Annotated in this window: 16 protein-coding genes; 8 read left to right on the top strand and 8 right to left on the bottom strand. The window is 34.7% G+C overall.

Translation table 11 applies throughout. The annotated features are described in order from the left end of the window. Positions 1–28 precede the first annotated feature (28 nt). The 6 genes from IRZ99_RS09790 to IRZ99_RS09765 all read left to right on the top strand — a co-directional run bounded on the left by IRZ99_RS09790 (position 29) and on the right by IRZ99_RS09765 (position 13,807). On the top strand, positions 29–1,264 hold the full coding sequence (locus tag IRZ99_RS09790) for an FAD-binding oxidoreductase (RefSeq protein WP_194657112.1): 1,236 nt from the start codon (positions 29–31) through the stop codon (positions 1,262–1,264). A 3-nt stretch (positions 1,265–1,267) separates the two neighbouring features. Further along, the gene (locus tag IRZ99_RS09785) at positions 1,268–2,563 is read left to right on the top strand and encodes an aminopeptidase P family protein (RefSeq protein WP_194657111.1); all 1,296 of its coding nucleotides are present in this window, start codon (positions 1,268–1,270) and stop codon (positions 2,561–2,563) included. 3 nt (positions 2,564–2,566) lie between these two features. After that, complete coding sequence (locus tag IRZ99_RS09780; protein ID WP_194657110.1) at positions 2,567–4,729, top strand: DPP IV N-terminal domain-containing protein; 2,163 nt, start codon at positions 2,567–2,569, stop codon at positions 4,727–4,729. A 238-nt stretch (positions 4,730–4,967) separates the two neighbouring features. Further along, the gene (locus IRZ99_RS09775) at positions 4,968–8,174 is read left to right on the top strand and encodes a SusC/RagA family TonB-linked outer membrane protein (RefSeq protein WP_194657109.1); all 3,207 of its coding nucleotides are present in this window, start codon (positions 4,968–4,970) and stop codon (positions 8,172–8,174) included. 12 nt (positions 8,175–8,186) lie between these two features. Further along, complete coding sequence (locus tag IRZ99_RS09770; RefSeq protein WP_194657108.1) at positions 8,187–9,644, top strand: SusD/RagB family nutrient-binding outer membrane lipoprotein; 1,458 nt, start codon at positions 8,187–8,189, stop codon at positions 9,642–9,644. A gap of 317 nt (positions 9,645–9,961) precedes the next feature. Then, positions 9,962–13,807 carry a M43 family zinc metalloprotease gene (locus IRZ99_RS09765; protein WP_194657107.1) on the top strand — a complete coding sequence of 1,282 codons (3,846 nt, stop codon included), beginning with the start codon at positions 9,962–9,964 and terminating at the stop codon, positions 13,805–13,807. Between the two features lie 78 nt (positions 13,808–13,885). Here IRZ99_RS09765 and IRZ99_RS09760 read toward each other — a convergent pair whose 3' ends face one another. After that, a complete protein-coding gene (locus IRZ99_RS09760) occupies positions 13,886–15,106 on the bottom strand; it encodes a Xaa-Pro peptidase family protein (protein ID WP_194657106.1) in 1,221 nt (406 codons plus the stop codon). Between the two features lie 245 nt (positions 15,107–15,351). On the opposite strand from IRZ99_RS09760, the gene IRZ99_RS09755 reads away from it, so the two are divergent. Beyond that, positions 15,352–16,641 carry a S28 family serine protease gene (locus IRZ99_RS09755; protein ID WP_194657105.1) on the top strand — a complete coding sequence of 430 codons (1,290 nt, stop codon included), beginning with the start codon at positions 15,352–15,354 and terminating at the stop codon, positions 16,639–16,641. A 29-nt stretch (positions 16,642–16,670) separates the two neighbouring features. Continuing rightward, entirely contained in the window at positions 16,671–17,879 is a 1,209-nt protein-coding gene (locus tag IRZ99_RS09750; protein ID WP_194657104.1) for a glycoside hydrolase family 27 protein, read from the top strand. A gap of 73 nt (positions 17,880–17,952) precedes the next feature. Here the strand turns inward: IRZ99_RS09750 and IRZ99_RS09745 are convergent, their stop codons facing one another. The 7 genes from IRZ99_RS09745 to IRZ99_RS09715 form a co-directional block, all read right to left on the bottom strand. Further along, positions 17,953–18,567, bottom strand: a complete 615-nt coding sequence (locus IRZ99_RS09745) for a WbqC family protein (protein ID WP_194657103.1) — start codon at positions 18,565–18,567, stop codon at positions 17,953–17,955. 91 nt (positions 18,568–18,658) lie between these two features. Beyond that, entirely contained in the window at positions 18,659–20,221 is a 1,563-nt protein-coding gene (lepB, locus tag IRZ99_RS09740; RefSeq protein ID WP_194657102.1) for a signal peptidase I, read from the bottom strand. A gap of 65 nt (positions 20,222–20,286) precedes the next feature. Next, positions 20,287–20,988 (bottom strand): 4-hydroxy-tetrahydrodipicolinate reductase, encoded by a 702-nt coding sequence (dapB, locus tag IRZ99_RS09735; protein WP_194657101.1) that lies wholly within the window; start codon positions 20,986–20,988, stop codon positions 20,287–20,289. 47 nt (positions 20,989–21,035) lie between these two features. Further along, positions 21,036–21,596 carry a DUF5683 domain-containing protein gene (locus tag IRZ99_RS09730; protein ID WP_194657100.1) on the bottom strand — a complete coding sequence of 187 codons (561 nt, stop codon included), beginning with the start codon at positions 21,594–21,596 and terminating at the stop codon, positions 21,036–21,038. Next, positions 21,596–22,504, bottom strand: coding sequence for a ParB/RepB/Spo0J family partition protein (locus IRZ99_RS09725; RefSeq protein WP_194657099.1), 909 nt, complete (start codon positions 22,502–22,504; stop codon positions 21,596–21,598). Before IRZ99_RS09725 ends, IRZ99_RS09730 begins: the two co-directional genes overlap by 1 nt. Before the next feature lie 6 nt (positions 22,505–22,510). Next, complete coding sequence (locus IRZ99_RS09720) at positions 22,511–23,278, bottom strand: ParA family protein (RefSeq protein WP_026982801.1); 768 nt, start codon at positions 23,276–23,278, stop codon at positions 22,511–22,513. Between the two features lie 238 nt (positions 23,279–23,516). Continuing rightward, positions 23,517–23,906: a septal ring lytic transglycosylase RlpA family protein gene (locus IRZ99_RS09715; protein ID WP_194657098.1), complete on the bottom strand. Its 390-nt coding sequence runs from the start codon at positions 23,904–23,906 to the stop codon at positions 23,517–23,519. Positions 23,907–24,493 lie beyond the last annotated feature (587 nt).

Raw genomic sequence — 24,493 nt, 5'->3', positions numbered from 1 at the left:
CTTCAATGAATTTTTTAATTCTGCAAAAATGAAAAAAGTAAGTATAATTGGTGGAGGTATAATTGGTCTGTGTTCGGCCTATTATCTTGCTAAAGATGGTTTTGAGGTAACCATTTTTGATCAATCAGCAATGGATGATGGTTGTTCCTATGGAAACGCAGGGATGATTGTTCCGTCGCACATCATTCCGTTGGCACAACCCGGTATGATTTCACAAGGAATGAAATGGATGTTTGACAGCAAAAGTCCGTTTTATGTAAAACCAAGATTAAATGCTGATTTAATTAAATGGGGACTTCAGTTTTATAAACATGCCAATGAAAAACATGTCGAAAAAGCAATGCCTGCTCTTCGTGATTTATCCTTGTTGAGTAAAGAACTGTATCAGGATTTTGCGAAAGAAAATACTTCTTTTTTCTACGAAGAAAAAGGACTTTTGATGTTATATAAAACAGAAAAAGTAGGGCACGAAATGTTTCTTGAAGGAAGAGAAGCAGAAAAGTTAGGACTGAAAGTAGATTATCTTTCAGCGGAAGCAGTTGCGAAATTAGAGAAAGGTACTAAAACAAATGTTTTGGGTGGAGTTCATTATACTGGTGACGCACATTTATATCCGCAGAAATTTATGCAATTTATCAAGCAGGAGCTGGCACGATTGAATGTTGAGATTCATTCGGGTACGGCAGTGCAGGATTTTGTTTTTGACCAAAATAAAATTACAAAAATTGTAACAAGCAAGGGTACATTTGCGACTGATGAGATAGTGTTGGCTGCTGGTTCGTGGAGTCCTTCATTGGCAAAGAAACTTGGAATTTCAGTTTCAATTTTACCAGGAAAAGGATATAGTTTTACTTTAAAAGATAAAAACCACAAACCTTCAATTCCTTCTATTTTGTGTGAAGGAAAAGTAGCGGTAACGCCTATGAATACTGATATTCGTTTTGGAGGTACAATGGAGATTACGCATACGGGAGATACTCAAATAAATAAAAACAGATTGCAGGGAATTGTAAATAGTATCAATGAATTTTATCCGGAAATGGAAGTTGGAATGCCCGAAACGCAAGATACGTGGTTTGGATTCAGACCTTGTACACCTTCCGGAATGCCAATAATCAACCGTTCAAAAAAAATCGTAAATTTGACTTTCGCCACAGGACACGCCATGATGGGTTTAAGTCTTGCGCCGGCAACAGGTAAAATAATCACTGAAATTATTTCAGGCAAAACGACTTCTGTCGATACTAAAATGTTCCAATTATAAAATATGAGATACGATTCGATTCCAGTTTCTTTATTCGAAAATAACCGAAAACGGTTTATCGAAAAGATGCAAAATAATAGTTTGGCAATTCTAACATCAAATGATGTAATGCCCAACAATGCAGATGATGTAATGGGATTTACACAAAACAACGATTTGTTTTATTTGTGTGGAATTGAACAGGACGAAACTATTTTAGTGCTTTATCCGGATGCCTTTAAAGAAGAAAATCAAGCCATTTTATTTGTAAAAGAAGTTAGTGAACACACTTTAATTTGGGATGGTGATTTTTTAACCAAAGAAAAAGTTTCTGCTATTTCCGGAATTAAAAATGTAAAATGGATTCACGAATTTGAAAAAACAATACAGCTTTTCGCGTTTGAAGCAGATAAAATCTATTTAGGACACAACGAGCATATTAAAAGAGTAACATCAGAAATGAATACACGTCAGGATCGAATGATTCAATGGTGTAAGCAAAAATATCCGTTGCATCAATACGACCGTGTTGCCAAAATTACGAGAGAATTACGTCCGATTAAATCTGATGAAGAAGTTGCTTTGATTAGAAAAGCGGTCTCAATTAGTGTAAAAGGATTCAAATCGTTATTAACAGCCGTAAAGCCAGATGTAAAAGAATATGAATTAGAAGCAGAATTGGCTTATCAATATATTAAAAATGGAGGAAATCGCCATGCCTTCAAGCCTATAATAGCTTCCGGCAAAAATGCCTGCGCACTTCATTATAATACCAATGATTCGGTTTGTAAAGAAGGCGAAATGGTTTTGATAGATTTTGGTGTTTGTTATGCCAATTACAATTCAGATACCACACGCTGTGTTCCGGTAAACGGAAAATTTTCATCTCGTCAGAAAGAAGTTTACGAATCGGTTTTGCATTGTTTGAAAGAAGGATCGAAGTTTTTGAAACCGGGAACTTTATCCAAAGATTACGAATTACAAATGGCAAAACTAATTGAAGCGGAATTGATTAAATTGCGATTAATTAGCCCTGAAGAAATCGCAAATCAGGATCCTCAAAATCCAGCGTATAAAAAATATTTCATGCACGGAACGGCACATCATTTAGGACTTGATGTCCATGATCTAGGATTGTATTCAAGACCTTTTGAAAAAGGAATGGTCCTAACGTGCGAACCCGGAATTTATATTCGGGAAGAAGGAATTGGATGCCGTCTGGAAAATGATTATTTATTGACAGAGGATGGAAACATTAATTTGTCTGAAGAAATGCCAATTGAAATTAAAGATATAGAACACTTATTAAACAACAAATAAACCATGATTAAAAACCGCTTTTTATTACTTCTTTTTATTTGCACAAGTATTTTTGCGCAAAAAGACATTGACATTAATGAGTTAAAATGGCTGCCAAATTCGCATTCGTTCTGGGTGAATTCAGATGAGAATATTTTAGTTTATGATGTAGATAAATTAAATCAGAGTACTACTGTTTTAACTACTAAACAATTAAAAGATGCAGGTTTCAACGGAGAAGTTGAAGATTTGGTTTGGAATCAAAATAAGACAAAAGTATTGGTTTACACCAATTCAAAAACCGTTTGGCGAGCTAAGACTAAAGGAGATTATTGGTTCTTTGATTTAGCGACTGGAAAAGGAAGAAAATTGGGAGCAAACTTAGAAGGATCTTCGTTTATGTTTGCTAAATTCTCCAATGATAATGAAAATGTTGCTTACGTTTCAAAACATAATATCTATCTGGAAAATCTAACTTCAGGAAAAATAACGCCCTTAACAACTGATGGAACGGACAAAGTTATTAATGGAACTTTTGACTGGGTTTATGAGGAAGAATTGGCAGCAAGAGATGGATTTCGCTGGAGCCCTGACGGGAAAAGTATTGCTTTTTGGCGGGTTGATGCAACAGATACAAAGTTTCATTTAATGATTAACAATACAGATGCTTTATATCCGTTTGTTGTTCCTGTTGAATATCCTAAAGCGGGAGAAAGACCTTCAGCTGTAAAAATCGGGGTTATTGATGTTGCTTCGGTAAAAACAAATTGGTTAGCTATTCCGGGTGAACCTGATAATAATTATTTGGTTCGTATGGAATGGGTCGCTGCAAATGAAGTAATGGTGGTTCAGTTGAACAGAAATCAAAATCAGGCTTCAATTTACAATTGCAATGCGCAATCTGGAAAAGCAAATTTAATTTATCAGGAGAAATCACCTGAGTGGATTGACGTTTTCGATATTTCTTCAGGAGTTTATGATGGTTTTCCATGTCAGTTTGTAGATAACGGAAAAGCTTTCTTATGGAGTTCTGATGCTGATGGCTGGATGCATATTTATAAAATTAGCCGTGACGGAAAAAAGAAAGAGCTACTTACAACCGGAAAGTTTGATGCTTATTTTAAAGCCTATAATGATAAAGCAAAATCAATCTATTATATCGCAAGTCCAACGGATGCGACCCAGCGTTATTTGTACGAAACGAATTTGAATTCGAAAAAAACAAAAAGATTGACACCTGATGCATTTGAAGGAACTAACGAGTATGAGTTTTCTACAGACGGATCTTATGCAAAACACACTAATTCTAATATCAATCGTATTTTTAATACACGTTTAGTTTCGCTTTCTGATCATAAAAAAATACTACCAAAAGAGGCAGATGTTTTTACAGCTCCAAAGCGTAACTTTTCTTTAGAAAAGTTTAAAGTGACTACGGTAGATGGTGTTGAAATGGATGGGATAATGGCAAAACCATTAGATTTTGATCCATCAAAAAAATATCCATTGTTTTTTTATGTTTATGGAGAACCAATGGCAACTGTAGCGAATGATGTGCCTTATTTTAATGGCTTTATAGATTTGTTAATTCCAAAAGGATACATCGGAATTGCAATGGATAATAGAGGAACTCCATCGCTTAAAGGAACAAAATGGAGAAAATCTATTTACAAAAATATCGGAATTATCAATACGCGCGATCAGGCAATGGCAGCAAAAGAAGTTTTGAAATGGAACTTTATTGATAGCGACAGAGTTGCTGTACACGGATGGAGTGGTGGCGGTGCTGTGACTTTGAATCTGATGTTTCAGTATCCGGAAATATACAAAACCGGAGTAGCGATTTCTGCCGTTACAGATCAGCATTTTTATGATAATATCTATACAGAACGTTATATGGGATTGCCAAGTGAAAATGAAGCAGCTTACATTCAGGCATCACCAGTAACCCATGCTAAAAATTTAAAAGGAAATCTGCTTTATATTCACGGTACAGGCGATGATAATGTACATTATAAAAATGCAGAAGTTTTGATAAATGAATTAATTAAATACGATAGAATGTTTAATTTAATGATTTATCCAAATCGTTCGCATAGTATTTACGAAGGTGAAGGTACACTAAAACATTTGATCGATACTTTTATAAAATTTATTGAAGAAAAAGCACCTCCGGGAGCAAAATAACTTACTCTTCAAAAAGAAGTAAAAAAGGAGAATTTCTGTAAAAAGAAATTCTCCTTTTTTTGTTTTCAAAAGTAGGTCAAAATTAAAAAAACATTCTAAAAAAGAAAGATAAGATAATACATGTGAAAATATTAAATATGTAATTAAAGGGTAATATAATAGGTTTTTGTGATAATATATTATCATAAAAATTACGAAAAAAGCAAAATATTTGCGCTACTAATTATAAAACCATTTTATGAAATTTAAGTTTTTTCAAAGAAAAACGGTGGTACTTTTTTTTGTACTACTAGCACAATTTGCGCTCGCACAAGAGCGGGTTGTATCAGGAATTGTTTCAGATGATGCAGGATTGCCTTTACCTGGCGTGAGTGTATTGATTAAAGGGACAAAAACGGGAACTCAAACAGATTTTGACGGAAAATATGCTATTAAAGCAAGTCTAAATACTGTTCTTGTCTTTAATTATATTGGGATGAAAACCCGGGAAGTAACAGTTACGAGTAATGAGGTGAATGCGGTTTTAACCGGCGGTTCAGAGCAGCTTCAGGAAATCGTGGTTACCGCTTTGGGTATGAAAAGAGAAAAGAAATCATTGGGTTATGCCACTCAGGAAATTAAAGGTGAAGACTTAACGAAAGTAAACACGGGGAACGTAGCGAATTCAATTTCGGGTAAAATTGCCGGAGTACAAATTAGACGTAATAATAATATTGGCGGTTCAACTAATGTCATTATTCGTGGTACTACATCTTTAACCGGAAATAATCAGGCATTGTGGGTTGTAGACGGTATTCCTTTAAATAATGATAATACCAATAGTGCAGATCAAAAAAGTGGTGGCAACACTGGTGGATATGATTACGGAAATGCTGCTGCAGATATCAATCCCGATGATATTGAAACTATGAACGTTTTAAAAGGAGCCGCAGCTTCTGCCTTATACGGGTCAAGGGCTTCTAACGGAGTAATTTTGGTAACACTAAAAAAAGGAAGTAAATCTAAAGGTGGTTTGGGAGTGACTTTTAGTTCAGGTGTTACAATTGGTGTAGTTGATAAAAAGACTTTGCCCAAATATCAAAACCAATATGGTGGAGGATATGGCGATTTTTATGGAACAGTTAATTTAGGAAGTGGCGTACATCCTTATGCTGCAACAGATGATGCTTCATGGGGACCAAAGTTTGATTCTAATTTACTAGTGTACAACTGGAATTCATTTTATCCTGAATTACCTGGTTACGGAAAATCAACACCATGGACAGCTGTAAAGGAAAATCCGAATAGTTTTTATCAGAATAGTTTAACCTATATCAACAATATTGCAATCGCAGGTTCTAATGAAAATGGTGATTTTAGATTTGGTTATACAAATTATAACCTTGATCAGGGGATTTTGCCAAATAGTGATAATCGCAAAGACAATTTTAATTTCTCGGCGAGTTATAACTTAAAACCAAAAACTAAAATATCTGCTTCTGCCAACTACTTAAAAGCAAATGCAAAAGGAATGAATGAAACTGGTTATGGTGATGGTGGAAATAATTATTTGAGTAGTATTAGACAGTGGTATTCAACAAGTGTAGATTTTAAAGATTTAAGAGATGCTTACAATCTTACAGGAGAAAACACAACCTGGAGCGTAGCGGGACCTACTGATTTGACGATTCAGTTTCATGATAATCCTTATTTTCAGAGAGCAAACAATTACAATACTTTAGATCGCGATCGTTTTTTTGGAAATGTAGCTTTAACTACACAAGTTAATGATTGGTTTGATATTACTGGTAAAGGTGCTGTAGATTATTATCACCAATTACAGGAAGAGCGTATTGCTGTTGGATCAAAAAGAATGGCGAATGCACTGGGACAATATACAAGATATGATAAAACGTTTAGGGAAATTAATCTTGATCTAATTTTGAATTTTAAAACGGATATTACGGAAGGAATTAAGTTTAACGGAATGGTCGGAGCAAATTCAAGACGTTCTGTTATGAATTCAATTTTTGCTTTTACTAACGGAGGTTTGGTGGTGCCGGGGATATATGCTTTGAATAATTCAATTGATCCAATAAATAGCCCAAGTGAGCAGCAAACAACTCTTGGAACAAACAGTATTTATGCGAATGCAAGTTTTAATTTTTTGGAAACTTATTTCTTAGAAGGAACTTATCGTATAGATCAGTCCTCTACTTTGCCAGAGGATAATAATACCTATTCTTATCCCTCTATTACGGCAACTTACATTTTTAGTAATCATATTAAAACGGATTGGTTGTCTTTTGGGAAATTACGTCTGAATTATGCTGAGACAGGAAATGATGCACCTTTTGCAGTGACTTCATCAACTTATCCTAAGGATAATAATTTTGGACCTGACGGAATTCGTTTTTCTACAGAAAATAATAAAAGTAACTCTAATTTAAAAAGTGAGTTGACCAAAGGTATTGAAGCCGGTCTTGAACTTAAGTTATTTAAAAACAGAGTAGGTCTTGATTTCTCTTATTATAAAACAAACACAACAAATCAGATCCTTTCTATTGAAACTCCAACACAAACAGGATATACAAGAGCTTGGATTAATGCAGGAGATGTTCAGAACAAAGGGTATGAAGTAACGTTGACTGTTGTTCCGGTTAAAACAAACAATTTCTCATGGGAAGCAAAAATAAACTGGTCTACCAATAAAAATGAAGTGATTTCGCTAGGCGGAGCAGACAGAATTTCGTTAGGATCTTTTCAGGGTGTAGGTTATGTTGCTCAGGTAGGAAAGCCAGTTGGACAACTTATCGGATCAGGATTTACTTATCTAAATGGAGAAAAAGTGATTCGTTCAAACGGAAGATATCTACAGACTGCCGGAGCTGTTATTGGTGATATAAATCCGGATTGGATTGGTGGTTTTAATAACGTTATCAACTATAAAAATTTCTCATTCAATTTCTTAATTGATGTGAAAAAAGGTGGAGATGTATATTCATTAGATCAGCGTTTTGGACATACTACAGGTATTTATGAAAGTACGGTAAGTAATAATCATTTAGGCAATTCTCAAAGAGATCCCATTACAAATGGTGGAGGGATTTTGTTACCTGGAGTGAAAGAAGACGGAACGCCAAATGATAAAGTAGTAAGTGTAGAAGGCGCTGATGGATATTCTTTTTACAATTCAATGCCAGAGCAACAATATGTTTACGACGCTTCTTATGTGAAATTACGTGAGGTTGGATTGAGTTATAGATTACCAGCAAAATTTCTTGCTAAGACTTTTATGAATAGTATAATTTTTTCTGTCAATGGATCGAACTTATGGATAATAAGTAAAAATTTACCTTATGCAGATCCGGAAGCGGGACTTTCTTCAGGAAATCTTCAGGGTTTTCAAACCGGAGTTTTGCCTACTTCAAAAGAGTACAACTTTAACATGAAAGTTCAATTCTAAAAAATAAACAAAATGAAAATAGTAAAAACAATATTTTTTGCAGGAGCCATTTTACTTTCTATTGCTTCGTGTGATAATTTAGATGGTTTAAATCTGGACGAAAAAGCATATACAACAGTTTTACCAGGTGCCTTGATGACTAGTGCGCAAGTTAACTATGCTAATTTCCTGACCAATGCTTCTGTAAACAGTAATAATTTTAGAGGGTATGTACAATATTGGACTGCCACAACTTATACGGATGAGGTAAATTACAATCAGGAAAGAAGAAATTTAGGAAATTCTCATGCTGTTTTGTTATATCGTGATGTCTTGCAGGATTTAGTAAATGCGCAAAATAAAATTAAAGAGAAAGAAGCTTTAGGATCGGTTGCTACAGCAGTTAAGAAAAACAATATTGCAATTCTTGAAGTTCAAATTGTAATGGCGTATCAAACCCTTGTGGATTTATTTGGAAATGTTTCTTATAGCGAAGCGTTAGATACTAAGGCGCATCCTTATCCAAAATATGATGATGCAAAAACTATTTATTTTGATTTGGCAACGCGATTGAATGCTGCTATTGCTGATATGGATAGTACTAAAGACAGTTTTGGCAATGCAGATTTGATATACAAAGGAAATGTTGGGAAATGGAAAATATTAGCAAACAGCGTTAAATTAAAATTAGGATTGCATCTTTCTGATGTCGAGCCTGCAAAAGCCAAAAGTATTATTGAAAGTGCTTACAGTTCTGGGGTTATGACAAATGAAAGTGATACAGCATTGTTTCAATATTTTTCTTCAAATACTGATATGAATCCGCTGTACAGTACTTTGGTTAATGAAAGCCAAACGGTGCCAACGGAGTATTTTGTTAATGAATTAAATGCAAAAGAAGATCCGAGACGTGATATCTTTTTTAATCCGGAATCTAAAAAAGAAGGCAGCTACAAAGGAGCGCCATATGCTAAACAAGTAAGTTATAACGACTTCTCTAATGTTGGGCCAAGGCTGAAAGAGAAAAACAATCCGGGAGTTATTTTCGACTACACTGAAACTTGCTTCTTATTAGCTGATGCTGCTAATCGTGGTTTTAATGTAGGAGGAACAGCTGAAGAATATTATAAAAAAGGTATTCTGGCTAGTATGCAATTTTGGGGAATTGCAGATGCCGACGCACAAACTTATATTAATAGAGCTGATGTGAAGTTTGCAACCGCCGCAGGGACAGCAAAAGAAAAAATTGCTTACCAACTTTGGATCGCCTACTATAACAGAGGATTCGAAGCATGGACGGAATACAGAAGATTAGATTTTCCTCTTTTACAAGCACCTTCAACTGCAGTGGATGCAGCACAAGGAAAAGTGCCGGTTCGTAATATTTATTCTCTTTTTGATAAAACATTGAATAAAGAAAATTATGAAGCAGCTGCTACTGCTATTGGTGGAGATTTAATGACGACAAAAATTTTCTGGGATAAATTTTAATTTTGAGTTAGTTTTCCTGTTTTTGACCGGAGCCTTTAATTAGGTTCCGGTTTTTTTTGCTTACATAACCGCGAATTGTTCAAATTTAAAAAATAACGATTATCGGTACTTTTCGGAGTAAGATTGATTTGTTTTTTACATGTTTAAGAAATATGGCTTTTAGGTGGTGAATCCTTATGTAATCTGTTTTATTTTTTAATAGTATGTTTTTTTAAGGTTAAAAATCTGTTAATTATGTATTGTTTTTAAATAAGATAGTATCAGTTAAGTAGGGCCTTTCGTGATAATTTTGATGATAACAAAAAAAACAAACAAACATGAGAGTAAAACTACTTATCCTACTTCTTTTTACGATAGTGAAAATGAGTGCGCAAGGTCTTCCTTGCCGGACGACAGAAGAAAATGCTAAAGTGTATCGGTCTAACCCGAATTCACTTAAGGAAAAAAAAGAATTTGATGCTTTTACAAAAAAGTTTGCATTGCAACGTAAAAGTAAGACTTCAAAAGAAGCTGCGGTTACTTACACCATTCCCGTGGTTTTTCATATTTACGGTGATGTTCAAAGTGGCAAAACCATTACTTACGAAAAGATTGTAAATCATTTAGCCCAATTAAATGATGATTTTAATGGACTAAATGCAGATTACCAAACTGTAGAACCTTTCTTTCAGGCAAGAAGAGGAACTTTGAAAGTCCAATTTAAACTAGCCAAAAAAGACCCTAATGGAGGTTGTACAACAGGTGTCGTTTTTCACTTAGCTAAAAACGGCTACGGAAATGGCGGCGGTTATGATGATCAAATTGCTGCAGATGCGTGGGATAACACTAAATACATGAACGTGTACATTCAGAATGACTTGTATAACGAAGGCGTATTTAATAATTCGGGAGTTGCCTGGTATCCAAATTCTGATATGACAGCTAGTAATACAGCCCGTGTTGTATTTAATGGAGCGTATCTTTATGATAACTCTTATAGCAAAGAATTTTCAGCAACACTAACACATGAGTTTGGTCACTTTATGAACCTGATTCACACTTTTGAGGGTGGTTGCTCAGGAACAGATGAGGTTGATGACACACCGGCCGAAGATGGTTTACACACACTTGCTTGCACACCCGGAACAAATTGTACCGGAGATAAAGTGAATTTTGAAAACTACATGGGTTATAACGGAGCGCAGGGGTGTTACAAAATGTATACGCAAGGCCAAATCGACAGAATGTTAGCCGCTTTACAACATCCTGCCAGAATTACACTTTGGCAACCTCAAAATTTAATTGATACTGGAGTAAACTCAATAGAAAGTAGTTTAGTTGCCGGTACAACCACATTTAAAGAAACTCTTGTAAATGATGGTGCATTTGATTCTGCATCGGTAGTAACAATTGGCGGAAGCAAAACATTTGCACTTAGTTCAGGAACAATGGTAGCCGGAACTCATTTTACGCACACTTTTCCGGCAGGAATTACACCAGTAGTTACAGTTAATTCAAATGGACAAGTAACAGTAACACTTTCGGGAAAAGCAACTAATCATGCGGCAGCTCAAAATACAACAGCCGGAATTACATTTTTACCCGCTGCTTTCACCGGTGGAACAACTGGTTTATCTTGTACAGCTATATTTTTCAATTTGAAATTTACAGATCCGTACGGGATATTTTTTGTTGATATGCCAAACGTTAATATCTCTTCAGCCTTAACATGGAAAGCTTTTGAAATAGCTAAAGGAGATGATACTTCATTTGGAGGATGGCGTTATGTTGCTAATGCATTAAAAATTGAAACCTATGGCAAAAAGTTAGTTTGCGAGAGTGGTACAAGAAATATTTCATTATTAGCGCAAAATGTAGCTGTAGGCCCAACAAGTAATATGACAGCTCCCGGAGCCTATCCAAATCAATTAGATTTGAGAGCGGCAAGTTATACAGCTTGGGAAGGGAAATCGGGATACGTAGGTTTTGAATACCAAATTGACGGACAAACTTGCTACGGATGGTTTAAAGTTGATGTTGCAGCAAACGGTGATGCTTTTACAATCTCTGAGTATGCCTATAATACACAGCCAAATACACCAATCTATACAGGAATGACAGCCAAAACAGCTGTGGTATTATCTGATAGTACTTTATATGAAGCAGATGCAAATGATGGTGGCTTTTTAACAACCAGTACAATTTCATTATCGACAAACAATGGAACATTTACTAAAAGCACTGGAACTTTAACAACAGGAACTGATTTTACTGTAACAGGAACTCCTTCAGGATTAACAACTGTATTGACGCTTCAGGGAAACAATAAAGTAGTGGTTTCATTTACAGGTAAAGCAACAGCACATACTCCAACAAATGATGCTGCTGTGGTAATCACTTTTAAAGATGCTGCCATTACCGGTGGAATTGCGACATTAGATAGTGCTTCAAAAACAATCAATCTGAAATTTGAAGCGCCTTATGGAGTAGTTTATGTAAACAATCCTGATTATGTTGCTTCGGCCGCACAAACGTGGCAATATTTCAATTTGGCAATTGGTGATAATACGGAGTATGGAGTTTGGCAATATGCAGCTGCAGCTTTAAAAATGGAAACGTATGGTAAACGATTAGTTGGCCAGGCCGGAACCAGAAATATCACTTTGATTAACGAAGGCACAGCAATTGGTGCATCAAGTAATTTTGTTACTCCTGGTGCTTATCCTGATCAGTTAGATTTGAGAACTGCAACTTATACAACCTGGGACAATAAAACGGGATATGTAGGATTTGAATATAAAAGCAGAGGACGTACTTGCTATGGCTGGATGCATGTAAAAGTAGAAGCTGGTGGAGTAGGTTATACCGTTTTAGATTTTGCTTATCATACAAAACCTAACGAATCAATTTTGGCCGGAACGCAAACTGCAACTACGGTTTTGGCTCCAACAAGTTTAACAGCAACTGCTAATAATACGAGCTTACAAGTGCAATTGACATGGGTGAATAATGCTACAAATGCGACAAACATTGTAATTGAAAGAGCAGGTACTGATAATGTTTTTACTGAGATCGTAACATTACCAAATACGGCCTTAACGTATACTAATACAGGTTTAACAGCTGGCAATACTTATAAATATAAAGTTCGTGCAAAAGCAAATACTATTTATTCTGCTTATTCTAATGAAGTTTCTGCAACAATCACAGCAAATTCATCTTATTGTACAACACAGTCTGATAATAAATACGAGTACATTAACTCCGTTACTATCGGAAGTTTTACCAACGCTTCAGGGAAAGATACGGCTGGTTATGCTGATTATACTTCTAAAATTGTAACCTTAAATCCAACTTCGGTTACCAATGTAAGTCTTACGCCTGGTTTTTCAGGAGATGCCTATTTGGAATACTGGGGAATCTGGATTGATTATAATAAGAACAATGTTTTTGATGCGTCTGAAAAAGTTATTGATGGAATTTCTTCTAACGGAACAGCTACAGGAAGTTTTACTCCTCTTGCTTTTACAGGATCGACAAGAATGCGCGTCGTAATGAAATATTATTCAAATCCTTCTGCTTGCGGAAATATTGTTGATGGAGAAGTAGAAGATTATACCGTAGTTTCAGGAACGGTGACACCACCAAATCCGGTAACATTGGCAACGCCAGGGAATATTGGGAATGCGGGAGTTTATGCAACAGGATTTTATGCTTCATGGAATACCGTTTCAAATGCAACGAGTTATGAAGTGCAATTGAATAATGCAGCAACTGGCTGGACAACTTTTGGAACTTCAACATCTTATTATTTATGGATTCCGAAACAAGGAACGCAAACAGTTTATCAGTTTAGAGTAAGAGCAAAAAATGCCACTGAAATAAGTGACTGGAGTGCACCTTTGACTATTGATTTACAAAATGGAAGTGCCGGTGCAGATCAGAAGGATTTTACAAAATCATTTTCAATGTATCCAAATCCTGCTTCTGATATAGTGAACTTCAATTTTTCAAATCTGAATACTTCCGGTATAAAAATAACAATTTATGATAGTACGGGAGGTGTTGTTGAGGTTTTAGAAAATGCGACTTCTTATCCTGTTAATCGCTTAAGAAAAGGATTTTATATTGTGGTTGCTACCGATGGAAGCTTTACTGAAAGTAAAAAGTTATTGGTTAAATAATTATAGTTTGGTTACTATTAAAAAGGGGAAACGATACAGCGTTTCCCCTTTTTTATTGACTTAAAAATAAAGCAAAATTTATGCTACATCAATCCCAAACGGATTATCAATGCTGTGCATTGGTGTAGTAAACCATTTTGGCCCGTTTGCTGTCATATAAAAATGATCTTCATGACGAATTCCAAATTGTCCCGGAATACAAAGCATTGGCTCATTACTTACCACCATTCCTTCTTGTAAAACGGTAGCACTGCCTCTTACCAAATAAGGGTGTTCGTGGATATCTAATCCCGTTCCGTGACCAACACGATGAGGTAATCCCGGAAGTTCGTAATCAGGGCTCAATCCGCCTGCTGCAATTACTTTTCTGGCTGCGTCATCTACAGAACCGCAAGTTGCTCCTAATTGTGCTGCATCAAAAGCGGCTTTTTGAGCGGCTTTCTCTAAATTCCAAATTTTCATATGAGCTTCTGTTGGTGTTCCATATACATAAGTTCTGGTAATATCAGACAAATAACCTTCTAAGCGACAGCCTGTGTCAATTAATACGATATCATTGTCCTTTAAATCTTGTGGAATTGTTACGCCATGCGGATATTGTGAGTCATCAGCAAATAACACAATACAAAAATAAGAGCCAGAGGAAATTCCTGCCTTCATATGCGCCTGATTGATGAAATCAACCACCGTTTCAGCTTTTATTCCAGGATATAAAATACGTGCGGCCGCTCTTTGAACTACCATAGTAATTTCTTTTGCCTGCTGAATTATGGCAATTTCATTTTCTGATTTCTGAATACGGCATCCGGTAGTAATCGGTTGAGCATTTTCAAAATCATAATTTGAATTGGCTTTGGTTATGGCATCAATTAAAAAATAAGCTGCAGATTCATCCAAAGCAATTTTACCTGCATTGATATTTTTGCTTTGCAATATTTTTCCAAATAAAACAGATGGAGATTCATGTTCTTCCCAGCAATTAATGTTGCCTTCTATTTGCATGAATTTTTTAAAAGTTCCCTCTTCAAATTTCGGAACAATATATTCCAGACTGCCATCTTCAGATAATAGTGCACCAACCATTCTTTCAGAAGCGCTCCATTTGGTTCCTGTAAAATAATATAAATTAGTTCCGGCATTAAGGTATAACGATTTAACACCTGTTGCTTTCATAATTGACACTGCTTTCTGAATACGCATTTGGTATTCTTCTGGCTGAATGGCTTTTACATTAAGTGTCATGTTTTGTATTTTTTCCAGTTCTGCTTTTGCGGTAGATCCGCCAACTCCAATTGTCATCTTTTTGTTTTTTTTAGTTTATTATATTTCTTTAAGTGAGTATTTAATCTTAACGGTGGATTAAATGTATTAAAGATTTCAGGATTTATCATGAATTCTTTGGTTTTGGAATAAAATTAAGTCAATATTTTGTCATAGTGATATTTTAGCTCAAACTAGGTAAAATAGGATAATTTACAGATAATATAGTATCGGATGGAGAATTGTAATGCCTGTATTTTTAAAAATTCAATTAAACCTTAAAAATGAAAAAAATACAACGCTTACTACTTTTAGCGGTCATCGTCTTGAGCCCTTATTATGGTTCAGCGCAGACCACATCAATTTTACTTCAAAAGCTAACGGAATTGTTTCCCAATGCTGAAATTACTGCCATAGAAAACTTGGAAGGTTATTCAGAATCCTATCAGTTGGTTTTAAACGAACCTCTAGATCATAAAAATCCTCAAAACGGAACTTTTAAACATTATATGTATCTGTCTCATTTGGATTTTAGCAGACCAATGGTTATTGAAACACACGGTTATAGTACAGGAAATAATAAAAGTGAGGTGAGTAAACTATTAAATACAAATCAAATTGCAGTTGAATATCGTTTTTATGGAAAATCAAGACCGGAACCACTTCCGTGGGAGTATTTAACAAACGATCAGGCTATTGCAGATTATCATGATATTGTAATGAAATTAAAACAATTATATACTAGTAAATGGATATCGACAGGAATTAGCAAGGGAGGAGAAACGGCTCTGATTTATAAATCAAAATACCCAAATGATGTCGATGTGGCAATGCCTTATGTTGCTCCTTTAATTGATTCGACTGAAGATCCAAGAACAATAAACCATACAAGAACTATTGGTACTGCGGAATGCAGAGATAAAATTACTGCATTTCAAAGAGCCGTTTTAAAAAATAGAGAAGCGGTTTTACAAGAGTTTCAACAATATGCAACAACAAAAAAAATGAGTTTTACAGAAGTTCCGTATGCCGAAGCTCTGGAATATGCTGTTTTAGAATTTCCTTTTTCTTTTTGGCAATGGGGAGGACATTGCAATGAAATTCCGCCAGTGACAGCTTCTCCAAAAGAATTGTTTGATTATTTGAATGATATAGTTGGTGTTAGAACTTACAATGATAAGACCTATTTTAATGATCTACCATCTTATTATCAGCATTTAAGCGAATTAGGATATTATGGTTTTGATCTGTCTCCGGTCGCAGATTTGCTACAAATAGTAAAAAGTACTTCCAATGATCGATTTGCACCAAAGGGAGTTGTGATAAAATACAATCCTCAATACATTAAAGAAGTTCGCCAATATATAGAAAACAAAGGAGATAAAATTTTGTACATCTATGGAGGTTACGATACATGGTTTTCTTGTTCACCAACACCAGATCCAAAACTGGATGGTCTGAAAATGGTTCTCCCAACAGGAAGTCATAAAACAAGGGTAAAAGATTTCCCTGAAAAGGATAAAGCGCTTATCATGCAAACACTTTCCAGATGGTTGGCTGAAAAAAAGAACTAACTAAAACTAAAATAAATAAAAGAAAGATTATGAAAATTAAAAATTGGATAGCAGCTGGTATAGGTGTTTTTTGTATGACACTTCAGGCGCAGAATAAAGAGAATTTATTATTAACTCCGCCTATGGGCTGGAACAGCTGGAATACTTTTCACACAGACATTAGTGAGAAAATGGTAATGGAAACAGCAGATATATTAGTCTCATCCGGAATGAAAGATGCGGGTTATATTTATCTGGTTCTCGATGATGGATGGATGGCAATGGAAAGAGATAAACAAGGAAATTTGGTTCCGGATCCACAAAAATTCCCACGAGGGATGAAGTTTGTTGCTGATTATGTACATTCTAAAGGATTGAAATTTGGTATGTACAATTGCGCCGGAACAATGACCTGTCAAAAATACCCGGGAACCCGTGGATATGAATATCAGGATGCAAGAAATTATGCCGCGTGGGATATTGATTTTTTGAAGTATGACTGGTGTTTTACTACAGGAATCAATGCAAAAGAAGCGTATCAAACCATGAGCAATGCCTTGAAAAAAACAGAAAAACCTATTGTTTTCAGTATTTGTGAATGGGGTGTAAATAAACCATGGGAATGGGGAGAAGGAATTGGTCAAATGTGGCGTACAACAGAAGATATTTATCAAATTTTTGATTCGGTTCATGATGAAGGAACGTGGAATTCATTAAGCGTAATGCATATCGCCGACTTACAATCGAATCTGCGTAAATATTCAGGACCAGGTCATTGGAATGATCCTGATATGTTGGAAGTGGGGAATGGTATGACTTATAATGAAGACAAAGCTCATTTTTCGCTATGGAGTATGATGGCAGCGCCGCTTATGGCCGGTAACGATATCAGAAAAATGAGTAAGCAAACGCTTGAAATATTGACTAATAAAGATGTATTAGCAGTAGATCAGGATTCATTAGGAATTCAGGGTTTTAGATATTTGGATAAAGATGGTTTACAAGTGTGGTGTAAACCGCTCAAAAATGGAGATTGGGCCATTTGCTTTATCAATAGAAAAACAGAATCTAAGGCAATATCTTTTGACTGGAGTAAAGAAAATATTGTGGATGAGATTTATAAATATTCCCTGGACAAAACAGTTTCGTACAGTCTTTTTGACGTTTGGAGCAAAAAAAATGCAGGAACAACAGCCAAAGAACTTAAAGCGACATTAGAACCACATGGTATTTTAATGTATAGACTAAGTAAATCTTAATTGATTAAAAAAAAAGAGTCGGGTTATATTAGTTAAGTTGAAAAAAGATGCTTTAGACTTTCTGTAAGATTGGCTAAAGTATCTTTTGGTTTTTTAAATAATCCATAGCGAATTTACCTTCATTAAAAAGTAAATCCAAAACACTAAGGTTGTTTATAAAACCATGTTTATCATCAAAAACTTGTGGATATTTTTCGAAAGAATTCGGGTCTTTTTTACCATTTGCCAAATACCTGAAATCAGAGATATTTTCTGTCTCCATGAAATATTCTGTTGTTTTACTAAATTCTAATTTCATTCTCAAACATTTGGTAACAATGTCCAGAACTTCCATGTTTAAATCCATTAGAAAAATATGTTTCTTTTCGAAAACAGGACGAATGTCATCTTCAAAAAACTCAAAAAAAGGCGAGCTTCTATAGCCGGCTTCTAAAGATTTAAAATGTTGTTTTTGCCAGTCAAATTCATTTTCAATCAAAACATCTTTTGTTTTTTGATGCAATGTTTTAGAATGTTTAACAGGAATGTTCAATAACTGAATACCGTTGGGACTATAGATATAGGTACGGTTTCTATTAGTTTGTTTTTGAAAATTATCTTCCATTTCAAAAGTAATATTTTCAGATTGAGCCATAACTGCAAAGTGGCTAATCGATGGAAAATAAGTAGGAAGTAATAACGAATTCATGACTTTTGTGTTTAAACGTTTCAGGTTTCAAGTTTCAGGTTAGTATAAACTTGAAACTTGAAACCTGAAACCAAAAATAACTATTTTTTATTTATGCTTTATTTTCTTTTCTTTTTCTCCAGAAATATTCCCCAACAAAATAAGCAGCAAGTACCATTAAGAAATATTTGAAGTACGATTGTGGTTGTCCTTCTCCATCAACTGTCGTGAAAACTCTGTCCCAACGAACTTTGTTGATTCCTTTTCCGTTAGTATCCCAGCTCAACCAGATGAATACTGGTTTCCCTACAATGTGATCTTCCGGAACATATCCCCAATAACGACTGTCTTCAGAGTTATGGCGATTGTCTCCCATCATCCAATAGTAGTTTTGTTTGAAGGTATACGAATTTGTTTGTTTTCCATTTATAATAAAATGAGAACCATCTATTTGCAACGTATTATGCTCATAGTTAGTAATGATTTCTTTATAAAAAGGTAATGACTCATTTGTTAAAGCAACTGTTTTTCCTGCTTCCGGAATATAAATGGGACCAAAATTATCTTCATTCCATTTATTAATGTGAGGGAAAATTCGATCATCGTTACCCGTCGCAATTTCTCTAACAACACCTGTAATACCCGGAATTGTTTTCATGCGTTCTGCGTTAGCTTCTGTTAAGGCACCAATAAACAAAGTATCTCTTTTATTGTTATCTCTAAAACCTCTTACATCCACAAGATTGACATTAAGTTCTTTTAAAAGAGCTTCCAGATCTATTGGAGTTTTTTCGTCTAATGCTATTTTGTATGAATATTGTGGTTTTGCTCTTTCAGGTAAAACCAATTTTTTTCCATTGATATAAACATAACCGTCTTTTATAGATAAACTATCTCCAGGAATACCAACGCATCTCTTAACATAATTAGATCTTTTGTCAATTGGTTTTATAACACCCGGTCTTCCTTTTGGTTCGTAAAAATAATGTACTGTATCTACTGGCCAGTTAAAAACAACAATATCTGTTCGTTTTATTTTTTCGAAAGCAGGTAATCTGAAATAGGGTAATTGTGGCCAGCTTAGATATGATTTTCTTTTTGTTAATGGAATAGAATCGTGTACCATTGGCAAAGCAACTGTCGTCATTGGAACTCTTGGTCCGTAGTTTAGTTTACTTACGAATAAAAAGTCTCCAATTAATAATGATTTTTCCAGTGAAGATGTTGGAATCGTATAAGGTTGCACTACGTAAGTATGAACTAATGTTGCTACGATTATAGCAAAAAGTAATGAACTTACAGTATCAGCAGTTTTGTTTTCAGGAGTTAATGATCTGTTGGCGTTGTATTCTAATTTTTGAGTATAGTTTACATAGTAAATGTAAAAACCAAGAGTAAAAATACCAAGAACAGTATCTAAAGTTGATTTTTTGCCAAATGTTCTTAAAGTCTCCACCCAAACAACCGGAAACATAATAAGGTTGATAATCGGAATGAAAAGTAATATTGTCCACCAGGTTGGTCGGCCAATTATCTTCATCAAGACTATTGAATTATAAACCGGAATAGCAGCTTCCCAACTTTTTCGGCCAGCGGCCTGATACAATTTCAAGGTTCCCAGAAAATGGATGATTTGAACAGCTAAGAAAAAAACAAACCAAAGATATAGTGTCATAATATTTTGTTTAAAGTTTCAAGTTTAAAGTTGATTTATTGAATTAACCTTACTCTTTAATTTTTTTATTTTAAGTTTAAAACATCTTTCATGTTATAGATCCCTTTTTTTCCAGCTAACCATTCAGCTGCAATTACGGCTCCTAAAGCAAAACCTTCACGATTATGAGCGGTATGTTTTAATTCGATGCTATCTACAATTGAGTCGTAAGTAACTGTATGCGTTCCCGGAACATCACCAATTCTTTTTGCTTCAATATGAATTTCGTTTGTTTTAGGCTCGTCTAAAGTCCAATTAGCGTAATTACTATTTTCAATAACACCTTTCGCTAATGAAATTGCAGTTCCGCTTGGAGCATCTAATTTTTGAGTGTGGTGAATTTCTTCCATTGTCACTTTGTATGAATCAAATTGTGACATAATTTTAGCTAAATATTCATTTAGTTCGAAGAAAATGTTTACTCCCAAACTAAAGTTTGAGCTTGAAATGAATCCACCTTGTTTTTCGTTGCAAAGTGCGACCATTTCGTCAAAATGTTCCAACCATCCTGTTGTTCCTGAGACTACAGGTACATTAGAATGAAAACAATTTGAGATATTATCTACGGCAGCAGTAGGAACACTGAAATCTATTGCGACATCAGCAGTCGAAAGTCCGTCGAAAGTATTAGTTTCATCTTTCTTTAAAACAATTTCATGACCTCTTTCTAAAGCAATTCGTTCAATTACTTTACCCATTTTTCCGTATCCTAAAAGTGCAATTTTCATTTTATGTTTTTTTTTTTTTTGGAATTTTAAATAGTGACAATAACTATTTAGAAGTGGTAATTAAAAGTTAGTCCAACGTTAGGTTTAAATGTTACATCGGCTGGATAGATTTCCGGGCGTACTGATAATCTTTCGTTTACGTTAAACTGAATTAAAGCAGCATCAACATTGGCATCGATAATGTTCAAAACATAAAAACCAACAACAAATAATGCTGATAAATCTCTGTTTCGCTGATAGAATTTTTGCCCGGCAATAAGCCTGTCATCATCTAAAAATTGGTAATCATCATCATTGTAGCCTTCCAGTCTTCGTTTGTAAGCATCACGATAATCATGGTATTTTTTATTATTGTCAATATAAAAATACAAACTGGTACCAATTGCTCCGTAAACTAATGGAATTTTCCAATATTTTTTGTTGTATGCCTGACCTAAACCGGGTAAAATGGCCGAGTAAAAGGCTGCTTTTGCTGGGGTAAGCGGGTCTATTTCCGGATACTTAGTAGTGTCTTTAACAACCAAAACCGTGTCTTTTTTTGCCTGGGCAAAAAGAGAAACGGTTCCTATAAGAAAGAACAATAGACTTATGGGGACAATTTTATTCACTATCCGTTTATTAATTTTATAATTCTGTCAAAGTCAGCTTGAGAATTAAAAGGAATTGTGATTTTCCCTTTTCCATTGCCAGCGACTTTTATATCAACTTTCGCACCAAAATAATCGTTGAAAGTATTTTTTTGCGTTTCTTTAACTAAGAATGAAGATTCTGCTTTTGCTTTTGCTTCTCCTTCTGGTTTTGGTTTTACACCTTCGTGATAATTTTTTACCAAAGCCTCCGTTTCACGAACCGATAAATTTTGACTTACTATTTTTTGATAGATATCAGTCTGAACGTCTAAATCCTCAATATTAATAATAGCTCTACCGTGTCCCATACTGATAAAACCATCGCGAATACCAGTTTGGATAATCGGGTCTAATTTTAAAAGACGTAGATAATTGGCAATTGTAGAACGTTTTTTTCCAACACGTTCGCTCATTTGTTCCTGCGTCAACTGAATTTCATCAATTAAACGTTGGTAGGATAATGCAATCTCAATTGGATCTAAGTCATGACGCTGAATGTTTTCAACTAAAGCCATAACCAATGACTCATTGTCATTTGCAATACGAATGTAAGCCGGAACATGTGTTAATCCTACTAAAGTTGAAGCACGCAAACGACGCTCTCCGGAGATTAACTGGTATTTGTTAAATTCTAATTTTCGAACAGTAATAGGTTGAATCACACCAAGTTCTTTAATAGAAGTGGCTAATTCACGTAAAGATTCTTCATTAAAATTGCTTCTAGGCTGAAACGGATTTATTTCGATAGCACTTATTTCAAGCTCTATGATATTTCCAACAACCTTGTCAGCATTTTTGTCTTCTACTGATGTAATGTCGTTTTCCGGATCTTTTAATAATGCTGATAATCCTCTTCCTAAGGCTTGTTTTTTAATTGCTTTTGTCATAAAAAACTATTTGCTGTTTTTCTTTATAATTTCCTGAGCTAAATTGATGTAATTAACTGCTCCTTTGCTTGTTGCGTCATAATTAATGATGCTTTCGCCAAAACTCGGAGCTTCACTCAATTTTACATTTCGCTGAATCACAGTATCAAAAACCATATCGTTGAAGTGTTTTTGAACTTCTTCAACCACCTGATTAGATAAACGTAATCTTGAGTCATACATTGTAAGAAGTAATCCTTCTATATCAAGATCCGGGTTGTGTATTTTTTGAATACTTTTTATAGTGTTCAATAATTTTCCTAATCCTTCAAGTGCAAAATATTCACATTGAATCGGAATAACTACTGAATCGGCAGCTGTTAAGGCATTCAGGGTTAATAAGCCTAAAGAAGGTGCACAGTCAATAATAATAAAATCATATTCGTCTTTAACACTCTCCAATGCTTTTTTAAGCATGTATTCTCTGTTTTCTTTGTCAACCAATTCGATTTCGATGGCTACAAGGTCAATATGAGCAGGGATCACATCAACATTTGGAGCTGAACATTTTACGATGGTTTCTTTTGGGGTGTGGCTATGTTCAAGTATTTGGTAGGTACCAATTTCTACAGATTCAACATCAATCCCAAGGCCAGATGTGGCATTTGCTTGAGGATCAGCATCAATCAATAATACTTTCTTTTCTAAAACACCTAATGAGGCTGCAAGATTTACAGATGTAGTAGTCTTTCCAACGCCTCCTTTTTGATTAGCAATCGCAATGATTTTGCCCATTTATTTTCTGAATTTTGAACCGTAAAAATACAATTATTTATGGTTTTTGAAAATCTATTTTGTTAACATTTGTGAAACTTCGGTTAATCGTTGTATGGTGCGTGTTTTGAAGTTTTTTATTTTTATAATAATAAAAAATAGTAACGAAATTTCGTTTTGTTTTGTCCTTGTTTTAAGTCCAAAAAAGGACAAAGCGATAGTTTAACTAAAAATGTAATTTAGGGTTAAATTAAGTTTTTCAATTTTCCAAAATTTCAATTTTCACTTGCATTGAACCACTCCCTTTGTTTGAGGCGATTTTCATAAAAGCTCTTTTCGTAAGATCAATTTCTCTTTTTTTGCTAAAAGGACCTCTGTCGATAACCTCTACAATAACAGATTTACTATTTCGTTCGTTTGTGATTCTTAGTTTTGTCCCAAAAGGAAATTTTTTATGAGCAGCAGTTAATTTGTTGTTGTTGAATTTTCTGCCACTCGCTGTTCTTTTTCCGTTAAATTTATTATTGTAATAAGAAGCGTGCGCGTGAGTTTTATATAAGATGTATTTTTCATTATTATTATCTGAATTTTTCTGCGCAAAGCCGAAAGTGGAAATAATTAAAATAATGTAGAGCGTTATTTTTTTCATCGATAGATTTTCTAGGGATTACAAAAAAAAGCTTATTTAAAAAAACAACCAAATGGATTGGCTAATATTTATCATATGAATTAATTTTTCGATTTCAATGAAGAGGCTATGATCTTTAATCACAGTTAGATGGGGTGGGGAAGTATTGAAAATTTTATATTCTTTATTATTTTTTAACGCAGAGAACACAATCCCGAGAGCTATGAGCTATCTGGATTCGCAGAGTGCACTAAGATTTAAGTTATGTTTACACAATCTAACCGCAAAGCTTTGTGAACTTTGTGTTTTTGCTAAACTTAACACGGTAAAAAAACTTTGCGTTCTCCGTGGTAATTTTTTTTCTCGGTCCACAAGTTTTCTTTTATGAACCGTTTTATGTTAATTTCAAAAAAGTTTAAAGCAAAAAAAAGTCTTTTCAAAAAGATGAAAAGACTTTAGTCGGGGTGGCAGGATTCGAACCTGCGGCCTTCCCGATCTCAATCGGGACGCTATAACCGTTCGGTTATATTAATTTCAAAAAAGTTTAAAGCAAAAAAAAAGTCTTTTCAAAAAGATGAAAAGACTTTAGTCGGGGTGGCAGGATTCGA

The organism is Flavobacterium sp. LC2016-12 (assembly GCF_015351595.1).
In the GTDB taxonomy this organism is placed as follows: domain Bacteria; phylum Bacteroidota; class Bacteroidia; order Flavobacteriales; family Flavobacteriaceae; genus Flavobacterium.
Note: the sequence above shows the minus strand (reverse complement) of the source record. Positions and strands in the feature narration are given on the sequence as shown.